This window comes from Spongiimicrobium sp. 3-5, from assembly GCF_046557915.1.
GTDB lineage: Bacteria > Bacteroidota > Bacteroidia > Flavobacteriales > Flavobacteriaceae > JBHEBG01.
The window spans coordinates 934,819-953,730 of record NZ_JBHEBG010000001.1 but is presented as its reverse complement, the minus strand read 5'-3'; the positions used below and the strand labels follow the sequence as shown (position 1 = coordinate 953,730).

Annotated in this window: 15 protein-coding genes; 7 read left to right on the top strand and 8 right to left on the bottom strand. The window is 40.6% G+C overall.

Features of this window, described 5'->3' with window-relative positions; all coding sequences use genetic code 11:
* Positions 1-41 precede the first annotated feature (41 nt).
* The 6 genes from ACEQ81_RS04235 to ACEQ81_RS04210 form a co-directional block, all read right to left on the bottom strand.
* A complete protein-coding gene (locus tag ACEQ81_RS04235) occupies positions 42-623 on the bottom strand; it encodes a TetR/AcrR family transcriptional regulator (protein WP_411029602.1) in 582 nt (193 codons plus the stop codon).
* A gap of 134 nt (positions 624-757) precedes the next feature.
* Complete coding sequence (locus ACEQ81_RS04230; protein WP_411029601.1) at positions 758-1,165, bottom strand: DUF2141 domain-containing protein; 408 nt, start codon at positions 1,163-1,165, stop codon at positions 758-760.
* 45 nt (positions 1,166-1,210) lie between these two features.
* On the bottom strand, positions 1,211-1,639 hold the full coding sequence (locus ACEQ81_RS04225; protein WP_411029600.1) for a hypothetical protein: 429 nt from the start codon (positions 1,637-1,639) through the stop codon (positions 1,211-1,213).
* Between the two features lies 1 nt (position 1,640).
* Positions 1,641-3,683, bottom strand: coding sequence for a S9 family peptidase (locus tag ACEQ81_RS04220; RefSeq protein WP_411029599.1), 2,043 nt, complete (start codon positions 3,681-3,683; stop codon positions 1,641-1,643).
* 100 nt (positions 3,684-3,783) lie between these two features.
* Positions 3,784-4,608: a ZIP family metal transporter gene (locus ACEQ81_RS04215; protein ID WP_411029598.1), complete on the bottom strand. Its 825-nt coding sequence runs from the start codon at positions 4,606-4,608 to the stop codon at positions 3,784-3,786.
* A complete protein-coding gene (locus ACEQ81_RS04210) occupies positions 4,608-5,264 on the bottom strand; it encodes a metal-dependent transcriptional regulator (protein WP_411029597.1) in 657 nt (218 codons plus the stop codon). Before ACEQ81_RS04210 ends, ACEQ81_RS04215 begins: the two co-directional genes overlap by 1 nt.
* A 158-nt stretch (positions 5,265-5,422) precedes the next feature.
* On the opposite strand from ACEQ81_RS04210, the gene ACEQ81_RS04205 reads away from it, so the two are divergent.
* Positions 5,423-6,646: a lycopene cyclase family protein gene (locus ACEQ81_RS04205; protein ID WP_411029596.1), complete on the top strand. Its 1,224-nt coding sequence runs from the start codon at positions 5,423-5,425 to the stop codon at positions 6,644-6,646.
* Here the strand turns inward: ACEQ81_RS04205 and ACEQ81_RS04200 are convergent.
* The gene (locus tag ACEQ81_RS04200) at positions 6,643-7,617 is read right to left on the bottom strand and encodes a polyprenyl synthetase family protein (protein ID WP_411029595.1); all 975 of its coding nucleotides are present in this window, start codon (positions 7,615-7,617) and stop codon (positions 6,643-6,645) included. The two genes, ACEQ81_RS04205 and ACEQ81_RS04200, sit on opposite strands and share 4 nt — an antisense overlap.
* A gap of 299 nt (positions 7,618-7,916) precedes the next feature.
* Here ACEQ81_RS04200 and ACEQ81_RS04195 point away from each other — a divergent pair, with 299 nt between their 5' ends.
* The 4 genes from ACEQ81_RS04195 (at position 7,917) to ACEQ81_RS04180 (ending at position 14,607) form a co-directional block, all read left to right on the top strand.
* Complete coding sequence (locus ACEQ81_RS04195; RefSeq protein WP_411029594.1) at positions 7,917-8,522, top strand: TetR/AcrR family transcriptional regulator; 606 nt, start codon at positions 7,917-7,919, stop codon at positions 8,520-8,522.
* 1 nt (position 8,523) lies between these two features.
* Positions 8,524-9,855 carry a TolC family protein gene (locus tag ACEQ81_RS04190; protein WP_411029593.1) on the top strand — a complete coding sequence of 444 codons (1,332 nt, stop codon included), beginning with the start codon at positions 8,524-8,526 and terminating at the stop codon, positions 9,853-9,855.
* A 66-nt stretch (positions 9,856-9,921) separates the two neighbouring features.
* On the top strand, positions 9,922-11,094 hold the full coding sequence (locus ACEQ81_RS04185; protein ID WP_411029592.1) for an efflux RND transporter periplasmic adaptor subunit: 1,173 nt from the start codon (positions 9,922-9,924) through the stop codon (positions 11,092-11,094).
* A gap of 6 nt (positions 11,095-11,100) precedes the next feature.
* Positions 11,101-14,607, top strand: a complete 3,507-nt coding sequence (locus ACEQ81_RS04180) for an efflux RND transporter permease subunit (RefSeq protein WP_411029591.1) — start codon at positions 11,101-11,103, stop codon at positions 14,605-14,607.
* Between the two features lie 77 nt (positions 14,608-14,684).
* On the opposite strand, the gene ACEQ81_RS04175 is transcribed toward ACEQ81_RS04180, so the two are convergent.
* Entirely contained in the window at positions 14,685-15,035 is a 351-nt protein-coding gene (locus tag ACEQ81_RS04175) for a toxin-antitoxin system YwqK family antitoxin (protein ID WP_411029590.1), read from the bottom strand.
* A 263-nt stretch (positions 15,036-15,298) separates the two neighbouring features.
* Between ACEQ81_RS04175 and aspS the strand changes: the two genes are divergently transcribed.
* Together aspS and ACEQ81_RS04165 are read left to right on the top strand one after the other, a co-directional pair.
* Positions 15,299-17,053 carry an aspartate--tRNA ligase gene (gene aspS / locus ACEQ81_RS04170; RefSeq protein ID WP_411029589.1) on the top strand — a complete coding sequence of 585 codons (1,755 nt, stop codon included), beginning with the start codon at positions 15,299-15,301 and terminating at the stop codon, positions 17,051-17,053.
* A 58-nt stretch (positions 17,054-17,111) separates the two neighbouring features.
* A complete protein-coding gene (locus ACEQ81_RS04165; protein WP_411029588.1) occupies positions 17,112-18,896 on the top strand; it encodes a chloride channel protein in 1,785 nt (594 codons plus the stop codon).
* The last annotated feature ends 16 nt before the right edge of the window (positions 18,897-18,912 follow it).

Genomic DNA, 18,912 nt, shown 5'->3' with positions numbered 1-18,912 from the left:
TGTTTATTTTGAAACGTTCGTTTCATTTTAAATTAAAAAAATTACTTTAATACGGATAGGCTATTATCTATAAGCTGCTGTAACACTTTCCTATCCTTGACCAGAATACCAGTCATACGAAAACCTTGAAAAGAGTTAAAAAGATAATACGCATAACTTTTACTGTTCTGGTTTTTGTTTATGATGCCCTGTTCCTGCCCATTTTCCACAAGATCCTGAAACAAAGAAAGACTACGCTCCTGGGTGGCCAACAACCACTTCCTTATATCGGGGTGCTGATTTCCCATTTCCGACTTGCAATTCATTACAAAGCAGCCTTTATCTTTGTCTTCACCCAACATCTCCGGTAAGAATGCCTCAAAAATAAATTGAATGGCCTCTAAAGGGTTATTGGCCCTTACCATGGCATTTTGAAAATACTTGTTATTGCTCTTTTGGTAATGGTCCAGGGTGGTCCGATAAAGTTCCAATTTTGATCCGAAGGAATTATAGATGCTAGAGCGGTTTAAACCAGTGGCGTCTACCAAATCTTGCATAGAAGTACCATTATAGCTCTTTTCCCAAAAAACATTGGTGGCCTGCCTCAATACCAATTCCCTATCAAATGCTTCCGCTCTTGCCATTTTATACTAATTGCTCAACAAATATATATTGAAACTATCGTTTCAAAAAAGGTTTTAACGTTATTTTAGTTTTTCAAGGGGTTTTATTTGCCTCGGATGAGGTTATGTAATGTACCTAATGGGAGGGTCGTTGATTACAGTGATACTTGGATCTCGCTATCCGAGTTTATAGTAAATCGGCATTCTTTAAAAGTTGGGGGACCAAAGAGTTTCATCTTGGCGTTGGAAAAACCTACATCTTCTTTGGGTATACCCATCCAGTTGGTATCCAACTCGTCATTGTCATTAATGTCGTGGAAGACGGCAACGGCGTAAATGCCGTTAGGTAAATCATCTACCGTTACGGTGGTGGTGCCCATATTTGCCCTGGTGGAACCACTCCTATACACCTTCCCAAAATCTAAAAAGCCTTCAGATTCGTTATACACGGCCACACTCACTCTTCCCGAAGAACTGTTTACTTTTTGCACTACAACGGAAAGCGTGTTCTGGGAAAGTCCAGAGAAAGGGATAAGAAAAAGGAGCACTAGTATCGCTTTCATAAATGGCTTCATATAAAATGTACTAACTCCATTTTTTAGAAAAAATTACTTTTGAAGTGTATCTATTTTGGCTTTCAAAAATAGATACATTTTACTGGTCTCCGTAGAATCCGAAAAATTAAGGAAGAGCTTTAGGGAGTCCCTATATACCAGCCTTATTTTATGCTTGTGCAGGTCATCTACAAAGACATAGGTCTTGCCCTGGGACAAGGAATCCTTGAAAACTCCTTTTTCCATGGCCTTCACCGAGAATCCACTGATTCGTTCCATTGGTGGGATTTTTTCAACCATTGCAACACTATCCATTTCCAAAAAAGGCAACTCTTTATAATAAATTCCGGATAAAACTTTAAAAGTATCGTTTTCTATTTTTGTCCAGCTTTTGTAATGAGCCATAAAGGCAAGGGCACATACAATCAATGTAAGTACTATAAGCAGGTTCCAAAACCAATGTCGCCTTCTTTTTATGATCATTTTACTTTTCTTTGGTATGTCTATACTTTTCCAACCATGCCAGGGTATGGGCAATTTTCGTAATCAAGTTACTAGGTTTGCTGGCAATACCATGACTTGCTCCCGGAATTTCTACCAATACCGTTTCTATTTTTCGCAATTTTAACGCGTGATATAGTTGTTTTGCCTCGCTAGGAGGCGTGCGTAAATCGTTCATGCCCACCATCACCATTGTTGGGGTCTCAATATTTCCTACCAGGGACAAGGGCGAAAATTTCCAATACCCCTCAAAATTTTCCCATGGTTGACCCGGGTAACGAGAATTTGCATAATAGAAATAGTTGTCGGCCACTAAGGTTTTGCTTATCCAGTTCATCACCGGTTTGGCCACCACTGCCGCTTCAAAACGATTGTTTTTTCCTATCATCCAAGCAGACATTATACCACCTGCGCTGCCTCCGGTAACAAAAAGTTGGTCTTCATGTGCAATACCTTTGGCAATGCAATGGTCCACGCCATCCATTACATCATTATAATCCTCCCCGGGGTAGTTGTTGAACAACAAATTACCAAACTCCTCACCGTAACCAGTACTACCTCTGGCATTGGGATAAAACACCACATAGCCAGCAGCGGCATATAACTGCATTTCAGCAGAAAAGCGGTCTCCGTAATTTAGGATAGGACCGCCGTGGTTCTCTACCAAAAAGGGATACTTTTTGCTAGCATCATAGCCTGGCGGGTATACTACCCATCCCTGAATATCCCGTTGATCAAAGGTAGATTTATACCATACTTCCTCTACGCTTCCCAAGTTCCTAAAACTTAGCAAGGGGCCGTTCAAATCTGTTATTTTTGAGACTTTTTTTTGCTTAGGATTAAAAATTGCCAACTCGGCAGGATAATGGGGCCTACTTTGGCAGTACACAATTGTGCCGTTTTGAGAAACGCTAAAAGACCCCCCTGGGTACGGTCTTCCTATAGAGGTGCCGCCCATGTCAGCTGCCAATACGGTAATTTTTCCGTTCAAGGAGATATGTGCTATTTTGCTGTTGCCCTTATCATCATATGAAAAATAGAGCCCGCCACTTTTTGCATCCCATGTAATATCTTTTATTCCACGATCCAAATTTTGGGATATTACCTTTTTATTGGCGCCCCCAATTTCCATTATATGTAGCTTTCTAAGCTGATAGGCCTGCACTTTATCTTCAAAACCCAAATACGCTATATACTTTCCATTTGGAGATACCGTAGGGTTATAATCGGGGCCACTCCTAAAGGTAAGTGCGGTAATTTCGTTGGTAACTGTGCTTACCGAATATATTTCACTATTTCTAAAATCGTATTCCCAATTTGGATTGCGGTTGGCAGAAAAGTAAAGTTTTTTTCCATCTATGGACCAAGAAATGGGTCCCCTATGGTGATAATCATCGGAAGTAACCTGTCTGGGTGCGCCCCCCGTTGCAGGGATAATGAATATATGATCGAACCCCGGTTTTATATAACCCCTTCCATCCGCTTCATGATATAACCTATCAGTAATCCTAGGTGCATCCGCCCATTTGGCGCCTTTGGGTTTTTTGGGGATTTTTGCCAAGACCGGTTGTTCTTTGTCCACGTTCATAGAAAAGGCCAGTAAATCTCCCTGTGGCGACCATGTAAGGGATTTTGGGCTATGTGGCAACTGGGTAATCTTTGCAATTTTACCAGAATCTAGCCAATACATATATATTTCCGATCCTTCCCCTGTTTTACTAATAAATGCAAGTCTTTTTCCATTGGGCGACCACCTTGCGCCAAATTCATCAACTTCTCTAGAGGTTAATTTTTGATGTTGAGAACCATCGGACTTTATCATCCAGAGATTACCAACAGCTTTGTCCTCCATAATATCAAACCCCATTCTACGGTAGACGATCCAGTCATTAGCAGGGGCTATTTGGGGGTCGGAAACATATTTAAGGTCAAATATATCGAGGTAGGAAAAGGTTTTGTTTTGGCCATTTCCGGTAAAAAGGAAGAACAGAAAAATTAGGGAAAAGAAAGACATCTTGGCTTGCATAGCATCCATTTTAGAATTGATTCCCTAAACTTAGATAATTAGCAACAGTATTACAAGAGAAGACCACTACTATGAACGTCCTTTAACGTATTGAAGTGGGTTAACCAAGGCCTACGTCCAAAGACATCATGATTATGAATCCACCGATGAATCCCATGGTGGCTATATCGGTATATTTATCTTGTTGGGTTTCAGGTATTACCTCTTCCACAACCACAAAAATCATAGCACCTGCGGCAAAGGACAAAGCATAGGGCAATATGGGCTGAAACGTTAGTACTGCCCAAGCGCCCAAAACAGCTGCTACAGGTTCAACCAAGGCAGAGGCCTGGCCATACATAAAACTTTTGGTTCGGCTAAGCCCTTGTCTTCTTAATGGCATGGCCACGGCAAATCCTTCCGGAAAGTTCTGCAGTCCTATCCCAAGGGCGAGTGCTACAGCGCCCCCTATGGTAGCACCATCAAAACCAGCCGCCACTCCTCCAAAAAGAACCCCTACCGCCAATCCTTCCGGAATATTGTGCAAGGTTATGGCCAAAGTAAGCAGGGTAGTTCTATGCCACGGGGTCTTAATACCCTCTTTTTGACTTTCTTTAAAGTTGATATGCAAATGCGGAAGTACCTTATCCAGGCCAAATAAAAATAGTGCCCCAAGTAAAAACCCAATGGCCGCGGGAATCACTTTTTCGAAACCCTCGCCCGGACTCATTTCAATTCCAGGGGCCAAGAGACTCCAAAAACTTGCCGCTACCATTACCCCTCCTGTAAAACCTAACATGCCATCTAAAACGGCACGGTTCATCGTTTTAAAGAAAAACACCAATCCGGCACCTGCAGCGGTTAACCCCCAAGTAAACAGGGTAGCATAAAAAGCAGCTAGGATGGGATTTATACTTTCAAAATAATCAACTACTTGGTCTATCATTATTCATTTGGTTTTACGTAGAGGTTTGAAGCAATTTGGTTGGAAATCTGTAATTTTTCTCCCTTAACGATTATATGAAGGGAATTATCGAATGCTTCTTTCTCCACTATTTCCAATACATTTCCCAATGCTATTTTATTTCTGTCCAAAAATTTGAGAAAGGTTGCCGAAGAGTCCTTTACCCCAACGCAGATGCCCTTGGAAGGAATGGGCATCATACTTAGCAGTTGCTTATTTCGTTCTTGGAATTCGCCAGTTTTTGAAGGTATTGGGTCTCCATGGGGATCAAACTTTGGATAGTTCAATAACTCGTCCAGTTTATCGATCAGCTTTTCGCTTTTAATATGCTCTAATTGTTCAGCAACTTCATGTACCTCGTCCCAGCTGAAATTTAATTTTTCTACCAAAAAAACTTCCCACAAGCGATGTTTACGTACGATGGACAAGGCCATTTTTGTTCCTTTGGGGGTTAGTGATACCCCTTGATACTTTTTGTAGTTTACCAATCCTTTTTCTGATAACTTCTTCACCATATCGGTAACGGAGGAAGGTTTGGTCTCTGCCTGTTCCGCTATGGCATTGGTAGAAACCGATCCTTTACCGTTTCTCCCCAAATGAAAAATTGTCTTTAGATAGTTCTCCTCGGAATGTGTCACTTAGAATTTTTAACAAAAATACATTTTTATTTGTAAAAACATATTTTTAGCCCTGTCTAAATTTTATTGCCGTCAATACAAACAAAGGCCTAGAGCTGGCTCATTGCTTGCAGGGTTCAATCAATACACCGGTATGTTCCATACCATCCTTACTACACTTGGCAGCATATACTTCTGCCGAAATACTTTGGTTATTTTTTGTTGGTTATCTTGATTATCTTGCGGGCTATTCCATTTCCATGAAGAGGTACGATTATATTATTATTGGAGCGGGCGCCGCGGGGTTAATGCTGGCTAAAGCAATGGCCAAGGATACCTTTTTTGCCCAAAGTTCTATTTTGATATTGGATAAGGATACAAAAAGTAACAATGATCGTACATGGTGTTTTTGGGAAAAAGATGAAGGTCATTTTGATGATATTGTTTTTAAACGCTGGGACCAAATCTATTTTGGAGGTAAGGAATATGCCGAAACCTTATCCATAAAACCTTATGGTTACAAAATGATACGTGGGGTCGATTTTTACAAATCGATGCTGGCCACCATAACCGAGGCACCCAATATTGATTTTGTGGTGGAGGCCGTCTCCAAGGTGTCTGATAGAAATGGGGAAATTTTAATTACTACCAATAACGAAGTCTATATAGGCAATAAAGTTTTCAATAGTATTTTTGATTATGGTCCGGCAAAACTTCAGCAAAAATTTCCGGTCTTACAGCAACATTTTGTTGGGTGGTTTGTGCAAACACAACGCCCTATTTTTACTAAAGAAGTAGCCACATTTATGGATTTTTCCATACCTCAGAAAGGAAATACCCGTTTTATGTATGTGCTTCCATTTTCCGAAACCGAGGCCTTGGTAGAGTATACGTTATTCTCGGAAAATCTTCTTCCAAAGGAAGCCTACGAGAATGCCATTGCTAGTTATCTTAAGGAAAATCTACATTGTACGTCCTATGAAATATTGGGCAAAGAACAAGGTAATATTCCGATGACCTGTTATAATTTTAGCGTTGGCGATACAAAGAATATGCTTCATATTGGAGCAGCGGGGGGTTGGGGAAAACCCAGTACGGGTTATACTTTTAGGAACACCCATAAAAAGACCCAAAAACTTGTTCAGCATCTTAAAAACCAAAAATCCCTGAACTCTTTTGCCAAAAGGAACAGGTTTTGGTATTATGATCTGCTTTTATTGGACATTTTGCATATGGACAATTCCATGGGGCAGTCTATTTTTGAGTCTCTTTTTAAGAAAAGAAAACCGCAATATATCTTTGAATTTTTGGATGAGGAAAGCCATTTCTTTAGAGACCTATCCGTAATTTTTGCGGCACCAAAAATGGCATTCATTAAAGCCCTGCTCAAAAGAATCTTCTAAACTTCCCGGTACATAAGATTTTTCCCAAATTCCCTTAGCAATTGCATACTATCTTTGGATATATCTAAACGTTCTAAGGTCCTAAAAGCCTTTTGCGTGTAACTTTCAATTTCTTTCTTTGCTAGGTCTGCCGCCCCGCTCTCGATAAAAATACCCTTTATGGTCGCTATTTTTTCATCGGCATCCTCTGGTTTAAGAGAAAATAAATGATTTAACTCTCTAAGTTGTTGTGCACTGGAATGTTCCAAGGCCTTAAGATAAAGGAAGGTCTTCTTGTTTTCTATGATGTCTCCCCCAACTTGCTTTCCGAAAGTTTCAGGATTACCGAAAGCATCTAGATAATCGTCCTGTAATTGAAAAGCAATACCCAGGTTTTTACCAAAGTCGTATATCCCATCTTGGGACGATAGTGGTGCCTCCGCGATAATAGCACCCATTTTCATGGCCGCCCCTACCAATACAGCGGTCTTGTATTCAATCATTTTAAGATATTCAGCAATGGTTACATCTTCCCTGGTTTCAAAGTCTATATCGTATTGTTGCCCTTCGCACACTTCCAGCGCAGTTTTACTGAACAGCTGCGCCAAATCGCGAAACATAGTGCTATCGTAGTTTTCAAAAAGCTGATAAGCGGTTATAAGCATGGCATCGCCAGATAGTATACCTGTATTGGTGTCCCATTTTTCATGTACTGTTGGTTGTCCCCTACGTAGGGGCGCATCATCCATAATATCATCATGGATAAGTGAAAAGTTATGAAAAACCTCCACGGCAAGCGCTGCATCCAATGCTTTTTTATAATCCGCCCCAAAGACTTCCGTGGTTATTAGGGTCAATACGGGGCGTAGTCGCTTACCCCCTAAACCCAGGATGTAGGTAATAGGTTCATATAGATTTTTTGGCTGCCTAGTTTTCGTTTTTAAAGCCAAATAGGTAATAAACTCGGAACGATAATGTTCAATTGTCTGCATTGAAACCAAAATTTGCCTCAAAAATAGGTTAAATCCCCAAAAGTAAGGTATCACGATACTTCAGATTATCCCTGCCATATGTCCATGTACATTTCAGGTGAGTTTTTTGGCAGTTCAACGGGCGTATAGCCAATTGGGCATTTTATATTGTCCTACCCATGCCCTGGGCAATACCTTTGCCCAATTAAGCCAAATTTCCAATAGCTCTTAGAGAACTAAAAGTAATTGTTAAAAAAATGTAAAACTTTGGAAACTTTAAATGTTTTTAGAGTTTCCATGCCTATATTTGGCGTCCAATTATGAAAGAAAAGATATTAGTAACGGCTACGGAAATGTTTTTGAACCTGGGTTTCAAAAGCGTTACAATGGACGATTTGGCCAGTGAAATGGGCATTTCCAAGAAAACTATCTACGCGCATTACGAAAATAAAACGCAACTGGTAGAAGAAAGTACAATGCGCCTTTTTTGGATCATATCTAATGGAATAGATCAAATATCAGCCTTAAAAAAGAATCCGATAGAGGAACTTTACGATATTAAAAAGTTTGTAATGCTTCATCTTAAGGACGAAAAATCTTCTCCGCAATATCAATTACAGAAATACTATCCAAAAATCTTCAATACCCTAAAGCAAAAACAATTTGAGGTAATGCAGGTCTGTGTAGTGGACAATGTTAGGAGAGGTATAGAGCAAGGAATTTATAGGGAAAATCTAAACGTGGATTTTGTTTCGCGTATCTATTTCTCTGGCGTAACAAGTATTAAAGATTACAGATTATTCCCGGTACAAATGTTTCCCATGACGGTTTTACAAGACATTTTTTTGGAATATCACCTACGTGGCATTGTAACGCCCAAGGGTAGGAAAGTTTTAAATTCAATCATCAACTCAAATCAAGAATAGGATGCGAAATACTTTTTTAACGGTCTTCACATTATTTTTTATGACCTTAGGATTAGCTCAAAACAATCCAGGCAGTTTTAGTTTGGAGGAAGCCATTGCCTACGCACTGGAAAACAATTACAGTGTAGTAAATGCCAGCAGGGATATGGAAGACGCGCAGAAGCAAAAATGGGAAACCATTGCGGATGGGCTACCTCAAATAGAGGGAACCATAAATTATTCCAACCAGCTGAAGCAACCGGTTACCCAAATACCCTCAGAGTTTTTTGGCGGTGATCCCGGAACTTTTACTACTGTTGTTTTTGGGCAGGCGCAGCAGGCTACGGCTACAGCAACACTTAGGCAGCAGATCTTTGATGGCTCATACATTGTGGGTATCCAGGCAACTAAAGCGTTCATTAGTTTTAGTGCCAACAACAAAGAAAAAACGGACCAGGATGTAAGACAGGCGGTAGTAGAGGCCTATGGCAATGTGCTACTTGCACAGGAGAGTGTGGAAATATTGGAAAGAAACAAGACCACCTTGGCAAAAAACCTGTTTGAGACAGAAAAGATATTTGAGAACGGTCTTGGTGAGGAAGAAAGTGTAGAGCAATTACAAATAACGCTTTCCCAAATTGAAAATCAATTAAAAAATGCAATCAGGCTAAAAGGAATTACCGTTCAGATGCTGAACTTGGTTATGGGTATTCCTGTAGACGCCCCTACACTGCTTTCCGAGAATCTGGATGATCTGACACAAAAACAAATCGATTTTAATCTGTTGGAAGCTGATTTTAATATGGAGAACAATGTGGATTATAAACTGGTGAACAATCTTAACGAACAGCGGTTCTTTGAGCTTAAACTTGCAAAAAGCAGGGCCCTTCCTACCCTAAATGCCTTTGTAAATTATGGGGCATCGGCTTTTAGCGACAATTTTGATTTTTTAAGCAATCAAACTTGGTTTGAGTCTTCCGTATTGGGTTTTGACCTTAAGATTCCAATTTTTAGCTCCCTAAAAAGAAGTGCAAGTACCCAACGCGCCAAAATTGCATTTGACCAGGCCAAAACGCAGTTGGAAGAAACCAAGGAAAATGTTCGTTTGCAATTGGCGAGGGCCAAAAGTGATTACATCCTTGCCATAGAACAGTACAATACCGCCAAAGAGAACTTGGATCTTGCGGAGCGTATTGAAAAAAAGAACGAGGTAAAGTATTTTGAAGGTATTGCAACGAGTTTTGAACTGAGACAGGCGCAGACGCAATTGTATTCTACCCAGCAAGAATATCTTCAATCTATGGTAGATGTTATCAATAGGAAGACAGGGCTGGAAAATATACTTAACAACTAATAGCGTAAATATTTAAACAATCATATTTCGATTATCACAAAAAACGTCAACTTAACAAATCATAAAATGAAAAAAGTATTCAATTTAATCATCCTTGCTGCAATCCTTGCTTCATGCGGAAATAGCGAACAAAAATCCGTGGAGGATTTGATAGCCCAAGGCAACCTAGCAGCAATTAGGGCCAAAAAAAGTGAAATTTCCCAGCAGCAAAAGGTTTTGGACGGCAAGGCCAAATTGTTAGACTCTGCCATTGCCGCTTTGGACGACAGTAAAAAACTACCGCTGGTTACCACCTTTGAAGCTAAAGCGCAAAAGTTTGACCACTTTCTGGAGCTACAGGGAGATGTAATGACGAAGCAAAACGTACTGATTTACCCAGAGATGGCAGGAACACTGCTAAGGGTGTATGTGAAGGAAGGTCAAAAAGTGAGCAAAGGACAATTATTGGCCAGTATTGATGATGGTGGTGTAGGCAGCCAGTTACAACAATTGAAGACACAAGAAGAACTCGCCAAAACAACCTTTGAGCGCCAAAAAAGACTTTGGGAGCAAAAAATAGGTTCAGAAATTCAATACCTGCAAGCTAAAGCTACATATGAAGCCCAGGAAAATGCCGTTAAGCAGTTACAGAGTCAGCTTAGCAAATCTTCCATAAGAGCGCCATTTTCTGGTATTATTGATGACGTAATACAAGAACAGGGCACCGTTGTTGCCCCGGCCGGACCAGGATCTGAGGTATTTAGAATTGTAAACCTGTCGGATATGTACATTGAAGTGGAAGTGCCAGAGAGTTATTTGGGTAGCGTAGCTACAGGGAAAGACGTAAAAGTGTTTTTTCCGGTATTGGGCGATAGCGTAATGACCAAGGTGAGACAAACTGGGAATTTTATTAATCCTAGCAACCGTTCCTTTAAGGTAGAGATTCCGGTTCAGAATAAAAAAGGTCATATAAAGCCAAACCTTACGGCTAGGGTACAGATCAACGACTACACCAGCGATGAGGCCATTCTGATCCCTCAGAGCATTATTTCGGAAAATGCCGAGGGAGACCAATATGCGTATGTGGCTTTAAATGAGGATGGTAACAATGAGGCAGATGCCAAAAGAAGTATCATTACCACCGGAAAGACCCAAGGAGATTACGTTGAAATTCTATCCGGCATCAATGAAGGTGACTATGTAATCAGTGAAGGTGCCAGAAATGTAAAAAATGGTCAAAAAGTTAAAATTTTAAAGTAGTAGTCCATGAGCAAGCAACAGAAAAGTGTAAATAAAGAATTTAAACTATCCTCATGGGCCATAGATAACCCTTCTGTTATTTATGTAATGATAGGCCTCTTTTTATTTATTGGCCTGTCGTCTTATTTTTCCCTGCCCAGGGAAGATTTTCCAGAAATTATAGAGACCAAAATCTACATTAGCACCCCGTATTTTGGAAACACTGCAGAGGATATTGAGCGTTTAATCACCGATCCCCTGGAAGACAAACTTAAAAACGTAAGCAACGTAGTGGAAATAACCTCCACATCGCAGGAAGATTATTCCATTATTACCGTAGAGTTTGATGAGGACCTTACTGTAGACGCTGCAAAACAAAAGGTTAAAGATGAGGTGGATAGTGAAAAATCTAGTGAGGATTGGCCCACATTTAATGGGGCAAAGGTAGAGCCCAATGTTTTTGATCTCAACTTTTCAGAGGAAGTCCCCATCATGAATATAAATATTTCTGGAGACTACACTGTTGAGAAGCTGAAGGAATTTGGCGAGTATCTAGAGGATGAGATCGAAAACCTGCCAGAAATAAAGCAGGTAGACATCCGAGGTGCCCAAGAAAGGGAGGTAGAAGTAGCGGTTGATATTTACAAAATGATGGCGGCCAAAGTAAGTTTTAGTGACGTCTCCCAGGCCATAGCCAATGGTAACATGACCATGTCCGCAGGGAACTTAAAGGCCAGTGGGCAACGTAGGACCATCCGTATTCTAGGCGAGGTAGAAGACCCTCAACAACTCAATAATTTTGTGGTAAAATCCGAAAATGGGGTGGTATATCTTAAGGACATTGCCAAAGTTTCTTTTAAGGAAGAAGACAAGACCACCTTTGCACGAGAATTTGGGAACAATGTGGTAATGTTGGACGTAAAGAAGCGTTCTGGAAAAAATATGATCCTGGCCGCCGAGAAGATTAGGAAAATAAAGGCCGATGCAGAGGAAAACTATTTCCCAAGAGATTTAAAACTGTCCATTTCCAATGACTCTTCCTCTCGGACTTTGAATCAGGTAGATGATCTTGTGAACAACATAATCTTTGGGATAATACTCGTGGTTACGGTACTGATGTTTTTCCTTGGTTTTAGGAATGCATTGTTTGTAGGTTTTGCCATTCCCATGTCTATGTTTATGTCCTTTATGATTTTATCGACCTTGGGATATACGTTGAATACCATGATATTGTTTGCAATGATAATGGGTCTGGGAATGTTGGTGGATAATGGTATCGTGGTAGTAGAAAATGTATACCGACTTATGGAGCAAGAAGGTATGTCGCGCTTAGAAGCTGCCAAAAAAGGTATCGGAGAAATTGCTTTTCCCATCATAATTTCTACGGCTACTACCGTAGCTGCCTTTGTTCCGCTTGGCCTATGGCCTGGACTTTTTGGACAGTTTATGATCTATTTCCCAATAACACTTTCCGTAGTACTGGGGTCATCATTATTTGTGGCCATATTTATGAACTCCATGCTGGTATCACAATTCATGGAAATAGGAGAAAAAGAACTTACTTTAAAACAACTCATTAGATTAAGTCTGATCTTAGGAGGTTTTGGCCTCTTCATACTTCTTGTAGGCGGAACGGTAAGAGGGTTGGGCACCTTAATGATTGTAACGGCAGCCATGTTTTGGATTTACAAGTATCTCCTTAAAAAGGCCGCCTTACGGTTTCAAAGAAAAACCATGGTTCGTTTTGAGAACTGGTACGAAAGAAGGATTACACATGCCCTAAGGGGAAAGAATGTTTACTGGTATTTTGGGTGTACCGTATTGCTCCTTATAAGCGTATTTATGCTCTTTGGAATGTCCGTGGGAAGTGGAAGAACCAAGATAGAGTTCTTTCCGGATAACACCCCCAACCAAATTATCGTCTATATAGAGTATCCTCAGGGTACGGCCATTGAGAAGACCAATAAGATTACTGAAGATATAGAAAAAAGAGTCTATGCGGTATTGAGCGATAAAGAATACATTGTAGATACCGACTATAACTTCTTGGTAGAGTCTGCTGTATCTCAAGTGGGAGAGGGTGCAGGAAATCCTCAGACCGATGGTGGTTCTAGTGCCGAAATGCCTCACCGAAGTAAAATTACCGCTTCCATGAGGGAGTACAAATATCGAAAAGGTAAGGATACCGAGGTATTGCGAAAAAAAGTACAGGAAGCACTTAAAGGAATTTATCCAGGAATTGCAATCTCTGTGGAGAAGGATGCTGTTGGCCCTCCAGCTGGGTACCCTATTAACATTGAGCTAGAAGGTAGCGACTATGATGAGTTGATAAACACCGCAGAAAATATGCGGAATTTTATCAATAGCAAGAACATTCCAGGGATAGAGGAATTAAAAATAGATGTTAACAAGGGCAAACCGGCTATGCAGGTAGTGGTAGATCGAGAGAAAGCTGGGGAGCTTGGTGTTTCTGCCGGACAGGTAGGTAACCAATTGAGAAGTTCCATCTTTGGTGAAAAAGCTGGTGTTTATAAAGAAGATGGGGAGGATTACGATATCTATGTACGGTTCAATAAGGATATCCGCTATAATACCAGCGCACTTTTTAACCAGAATATAATTTTTAGGGACCAGGCATCTGGCCAAATCAAGGAAATACCTGTTTCTGCCGTGGCCTCCCAAAAGAACACATCTGGGTTCAGTGCTATAAAACATAGAGACGCCAAACGTGTGGTTACCGTATACTCCGGACTACAACCAGGATTTACGGATGCCCAATCTATCGTTAACCAAATACAGGACGAGATGGAAACCTACAACGCGCTTCCTTCTACCGTTAAAATAGATTATACCGGGCAGATTGAGGAGCAGAATAAGCAGATGCAATTTTTGGTCGGAGCCTTCTTTTCCGGTTTGGGCCTCATTATGTTGATCTTGATATTCCAGTTCGGTGGTATTTCCAAACCTGCAATAATTATGATTGCCATTTTCCTAAGTTTTATAGGAGTATTCGGCGGACTTATGCTTACCGGGTGGTCTTTTGTAATTATGATGACCATGATGGGAATTATTTCCCTTGCGGGTATCGTTGTAAACAATGGGGTGGTGTTGTTAGATTATACACAGATCCTTATTGATCGGAAAAAGGTAAATCTTGGACTATCGGAAAAAGATCTGTTGACAAGGGAAGATGTTACAGAAGTGATCATTAGGGGAGGAAAAGCCAGGTTACGCCCTGTAATTCTTACGGCCATTACAACCGTATTAGGCCTTATTCCATTGGCGATAGGCCTAAATATAGATTTCTTCTCACTGTTTTCAGAATTTAATCCGAAGGTTTATATTGGTGGGGATAACGTCATCTTTTGGGGACCCCTTGCATGGACGGTAATTTTTGGTCTTATCATTGCTACCTTCCTTACGCTGATCATTGTTCCAGTGCTATTCAACATAGTATACCGGATAAAGCTGGCAATAAGGGGAAGCGGTAAAGGTGGTAAGAATGAAAAAGATGCCGTAGAAATAGCCGCGTAACTCCTATTTAATAATAAGGCATAAAAAAACCCGATGAACAAACTTCATCGGGTTTTTATTTTTTAGGGCAGATTGCGTTATTTGTTTACAACAACCGATTTAGAGTTTTCCCAACTGACTACGTTGGCCACCCGGTTATCAGTATAATCCACTTCTTTAAGGACCTTGTTTTCCCAAAAAAACCATTTGCCGGTCTTTTTTCCTTGATTGTACTGGCCCATTGCAATCTTTTTGCCGTCCGTATCGTACATTTTCCATTCACCCTGTAGCTTTCCATTAAGGTAAAACCCCGTTTGGGCTATTTGACCGTCTTCGTGAAAGTACGTGGCCTTAACCATATCACCTTCTTTTTCAAAAGATGGTTGCTGATTTTGCGCGTATATAGTAAAAGAAAATAGCAGTGCTAAAAATAATGTTATTGTTTTCATTTATTTGGGATTTTAATAATCAATCATTTACATTAACGTAACAAATATACGATTATTTTACGTTAAAAACATATTGACGTAACCTTTTCTTAACATTAAATTTACATTAAACTTGTAACACACTGTTATTTAGTGATTTAAATTTTATCATTTATCTCCATTTAATCCTTTATTGTGTGCATTTTAATGAAATCTATTGCTATATATGGCCACTGCCTTGTCAATACTTCTTAAATTTGCAGCTACAAAATAAGCAAGCACACATGTATAGAAGCCATAATTGCGGAGAGCTACGATCAGCACATATAGGACAATCGGTAACACTGTCCGGATGGGTACAGAAAACAAGGGACAAGGGGTTTGTTATTTGGGTAGATCTTAGAGATCGTTACGGTATAACGCAATTGGTCTTTGATGAAGAACGTTCCCCAGCTGGTATTATGGAGCAATCGCGCTCTTTAGGAAGAGAATTTGTTATACAAGCCAAAGGGACCGTAATTGAACGTGCTTCCAAAAATTCGAATATCCCAACTGGCGATATCGAAATTTTAGTTTCGGAAATCCAAATTTTAAACACGTCTATGACCCCTCCTTTCACCATTGAGGACAATACGGATGGAGGTGAGGATATTAGAATGAAATACCGCTATCTAGACATTAGAAGAAACCCGGTAAAAGACAACCTCATCTTTCGGCACAAAGTAACCATGGAAGTGCGCAAGTATCTTTCCAACCAGGGATTTATAGAAGTAGAAACGCCCTATCTTATAAAATCAACTCCGGAAGGCGCACGGGATTTTGTGGTCCCCAGCCGTATGAACGAAGGTCAATTTTATGCATTACCACAGTCTCCCCAAACGTTTAAGCAACTTCTGATGGTAGGCGGTATGGATAAGTACTTTCAAATTGTTAAGTGTTTTAGGGATGAAGACCTTAGAGCCGATCGACAACCAGAGTTTACCCAGATCGATTGCGAAATGGCGTTCATAGAACAAGAAGACATCCTTAATGTTTTTGAGGGGTTAACAGCTCATCTCTTAAAGGAAATAGTTGGTGTGGACAGTTCCAATTTCCCAAGAATCACCTATGACGAAGCCTTAAAAAAATATGGTAACGACAAGCCCGATATTCGATTTGGAATGGAATTCGGCGAACTAAATGCAGTTGCCCAACATAAGGATTTCAATGTTTTCAATACGGCCGAACTGGTTGTTGGTATAGCAGTGCCAGGAGGTGCTTCGCACACTAGAAAAGAAATCGATGCCTTGGTAGATTGGGTTAGAAGACCCCAGATTGGTGCCAAAGGTATGGTCTATGTAAAATGTAACGACGATGGTTCGTTTAAATCTTCCGTGGATAAGTTCTATAATCAAGAGGATTTGGCCCTTTGGGCCGAAAAAACGGGTGCCAAAGCCGGTGACCTTATATGTGTCCTATCTGGTGATACCCATACTACTAGAGGTCAACTAAGTGCCTTGCGGATGGAAATGGCCGAAAGATTGGGGCTGAGAAAACCTGACGAATTTGCTCCCCTATGGGTAGTGGATTTTCCCTTATTGGAATTGGATATCGAAACAGGTAATTACCATGCCATGCATCACCCGTTTACTTCTCCAAAACCAGGGCATTTGTCACTTTTGGAGACCGATCCCGATGCCGTAAGGGCCAATGCCTATGATCTTGTTTTGAATGGTAATGAAATAGGAGGGGGATCTATCCGAATTCACGATAAAGAGACCCAAGCCACCATGTTTAAACATCTCGGTTTTACAGCCGAAGAAGCTAGGGCCCAGTTTGGGTTTTTAATGGACGCCTTTCAATACGGTGCACCTCCGCATGGCGGCATAGCCTTTGGCCTGGACAGGTTGGTAGCCATTTTAGGCGGACAAGAAACCATTAGGGATTTTATTGCCTTCCCAAAAAATAATAGCGGTAGGGACATTATGATAGATGCCCCCGCACCCATTGATGGGGAACAACTTAAAGAGCTTCACTTAAAACTAGATGAGCAAGCTTAGCATATTAACCCGCTGAGCAGCCGGTTTTTTTAATACTTTTGGTAGTATAACAACCAACATGCCCAACCAGAAGAAAAATCTGTTGACCCGTCTTGTAATATGGAGGTTTAAAAACATCTCTAATAAGACCTTTACCCATATTCTTAGCATAATTGTAGGGCTGTTGGCCGGACTGGCCTCTGTTACCATAAAAAACATTACCTATTTTATACAAGCCCTTCTAGAACAGGGCATCATCTTTTCGGACAATCAACTCTATTTTGTATTGCCCATCCTTGGGCTTACCTTGGTTTTTCTTTATGTAAAATATGTGCATAAGGAACGTTTGGAACATGCTATATCCTCTATTCTTTTCGCCCTTTCCAAAAAGAAGGGTATAATCAACATAAAAAAGGTATATACACCGCTAATTACAGCCCCCCTAACTGTAGGTTTTGGGGGATCCGTAGGTTTACTAGGGCCTGCAGTAGCTTCTGGCGCGGCTATAAGTTCTAACTTTGGCAAGCTGTTCCATATAGATGCAAAAACCCGCTCATTGCTGATTGCCTGTGCCTCGGCAGGGGCCATTGCGTCCATTTTTCAGTCGCCAATCGCAGCAATAATATTTGCCGTAGAAGTCTTTAGCCTAGACCTTACCATGCTCTCTATGCTTCCTTTATTGCTTGCTTCCATTTCCGGGGTGCTTACCTCTTATTTCTTTTTAGGCAACGAAACACTTTTCAATTTTACCCTTACAGACGATTTTCAAATAAAGGACACTTTATTCTATATCCTTTTGGGTGTATCCACGGCAGTAGCTTCCATTTATTTTACCAAAATGTATTTTGCGATAAACAAATTTTTCAAAAGATTTAAAAGTCCAAAATATAAGCTTTTGGTTGGTGGGTTGGCAATCGGGGTAATGCTCTATCTTATCCCTCCGTTATACGGTGAAGGTTTTGGTTTTATCAATGAATTACTAAAGGGAAATCATCTGCAGGCCTTGGGGAAGACACCCTTTGATCAGTATATTGACAATATCTGGGTAATCATTGCCTTGTTGTTTGGCATCACCATATTTAAGGCGGTGGCAATGACAACAACATTTGCGGCCGGCGGATCTGGCGGAATTTTTATTCCCACTATGGTTATGGGAAGCGCACTGGGAAATGTAATGGCCAAAGTAATCAATAATGTGGGAATGGGGTTTTCGGTGTCTGAAAGCAACTTCACCCTAATCGGTATGGCCGGCCTTATCGCCGGAGTAATCCATGCCCCATTAACAGCTATATTTTTAATCGCGGAAATAACTGGGGGTTATGAGCTCTTTGTGCCCTTAATGATAACCGCTGCAATTTCTTACCTAATGGCAAAAAATGCCATAGACTATACCATTTACACCCGGGAACTGGCCAAAATTGGTGCGTTGCTCACCCATAATAAGGACCAGACCGTGCTAACCCTTATGCAAATAGAAGATGTTATTGAACAGAATTTTAAAAAGGTTTATCCAAACATGACGCTGGGAGAAATGTTGCATGAATCCGTAGCAAAATCTGGGCGTAACATATTTCCAGTAGTAGATCAAAATAAGGCACTGGTTGGTATAGTTCTGCTAGATGATATTAGGGAATTTATGTTCGACACTTCCCTATACGACACCACCACGGTAGAGACCTTTATGCGAAGCGCACCGGAATATATCTTCTACGAGACGGATAATATGCAGGCGGTAATGCAAAAATTCCAAGACAGTGCAGCATGGAATTTACCGGTAATCAAAGACGGCAAGTATTACGGGTTTGTTTCCAAATCCAAACTCCTGACCGCGTATCGCAGAAAGTTGATTAATTTTACCAGATAATTCGTGTGCCTATGAA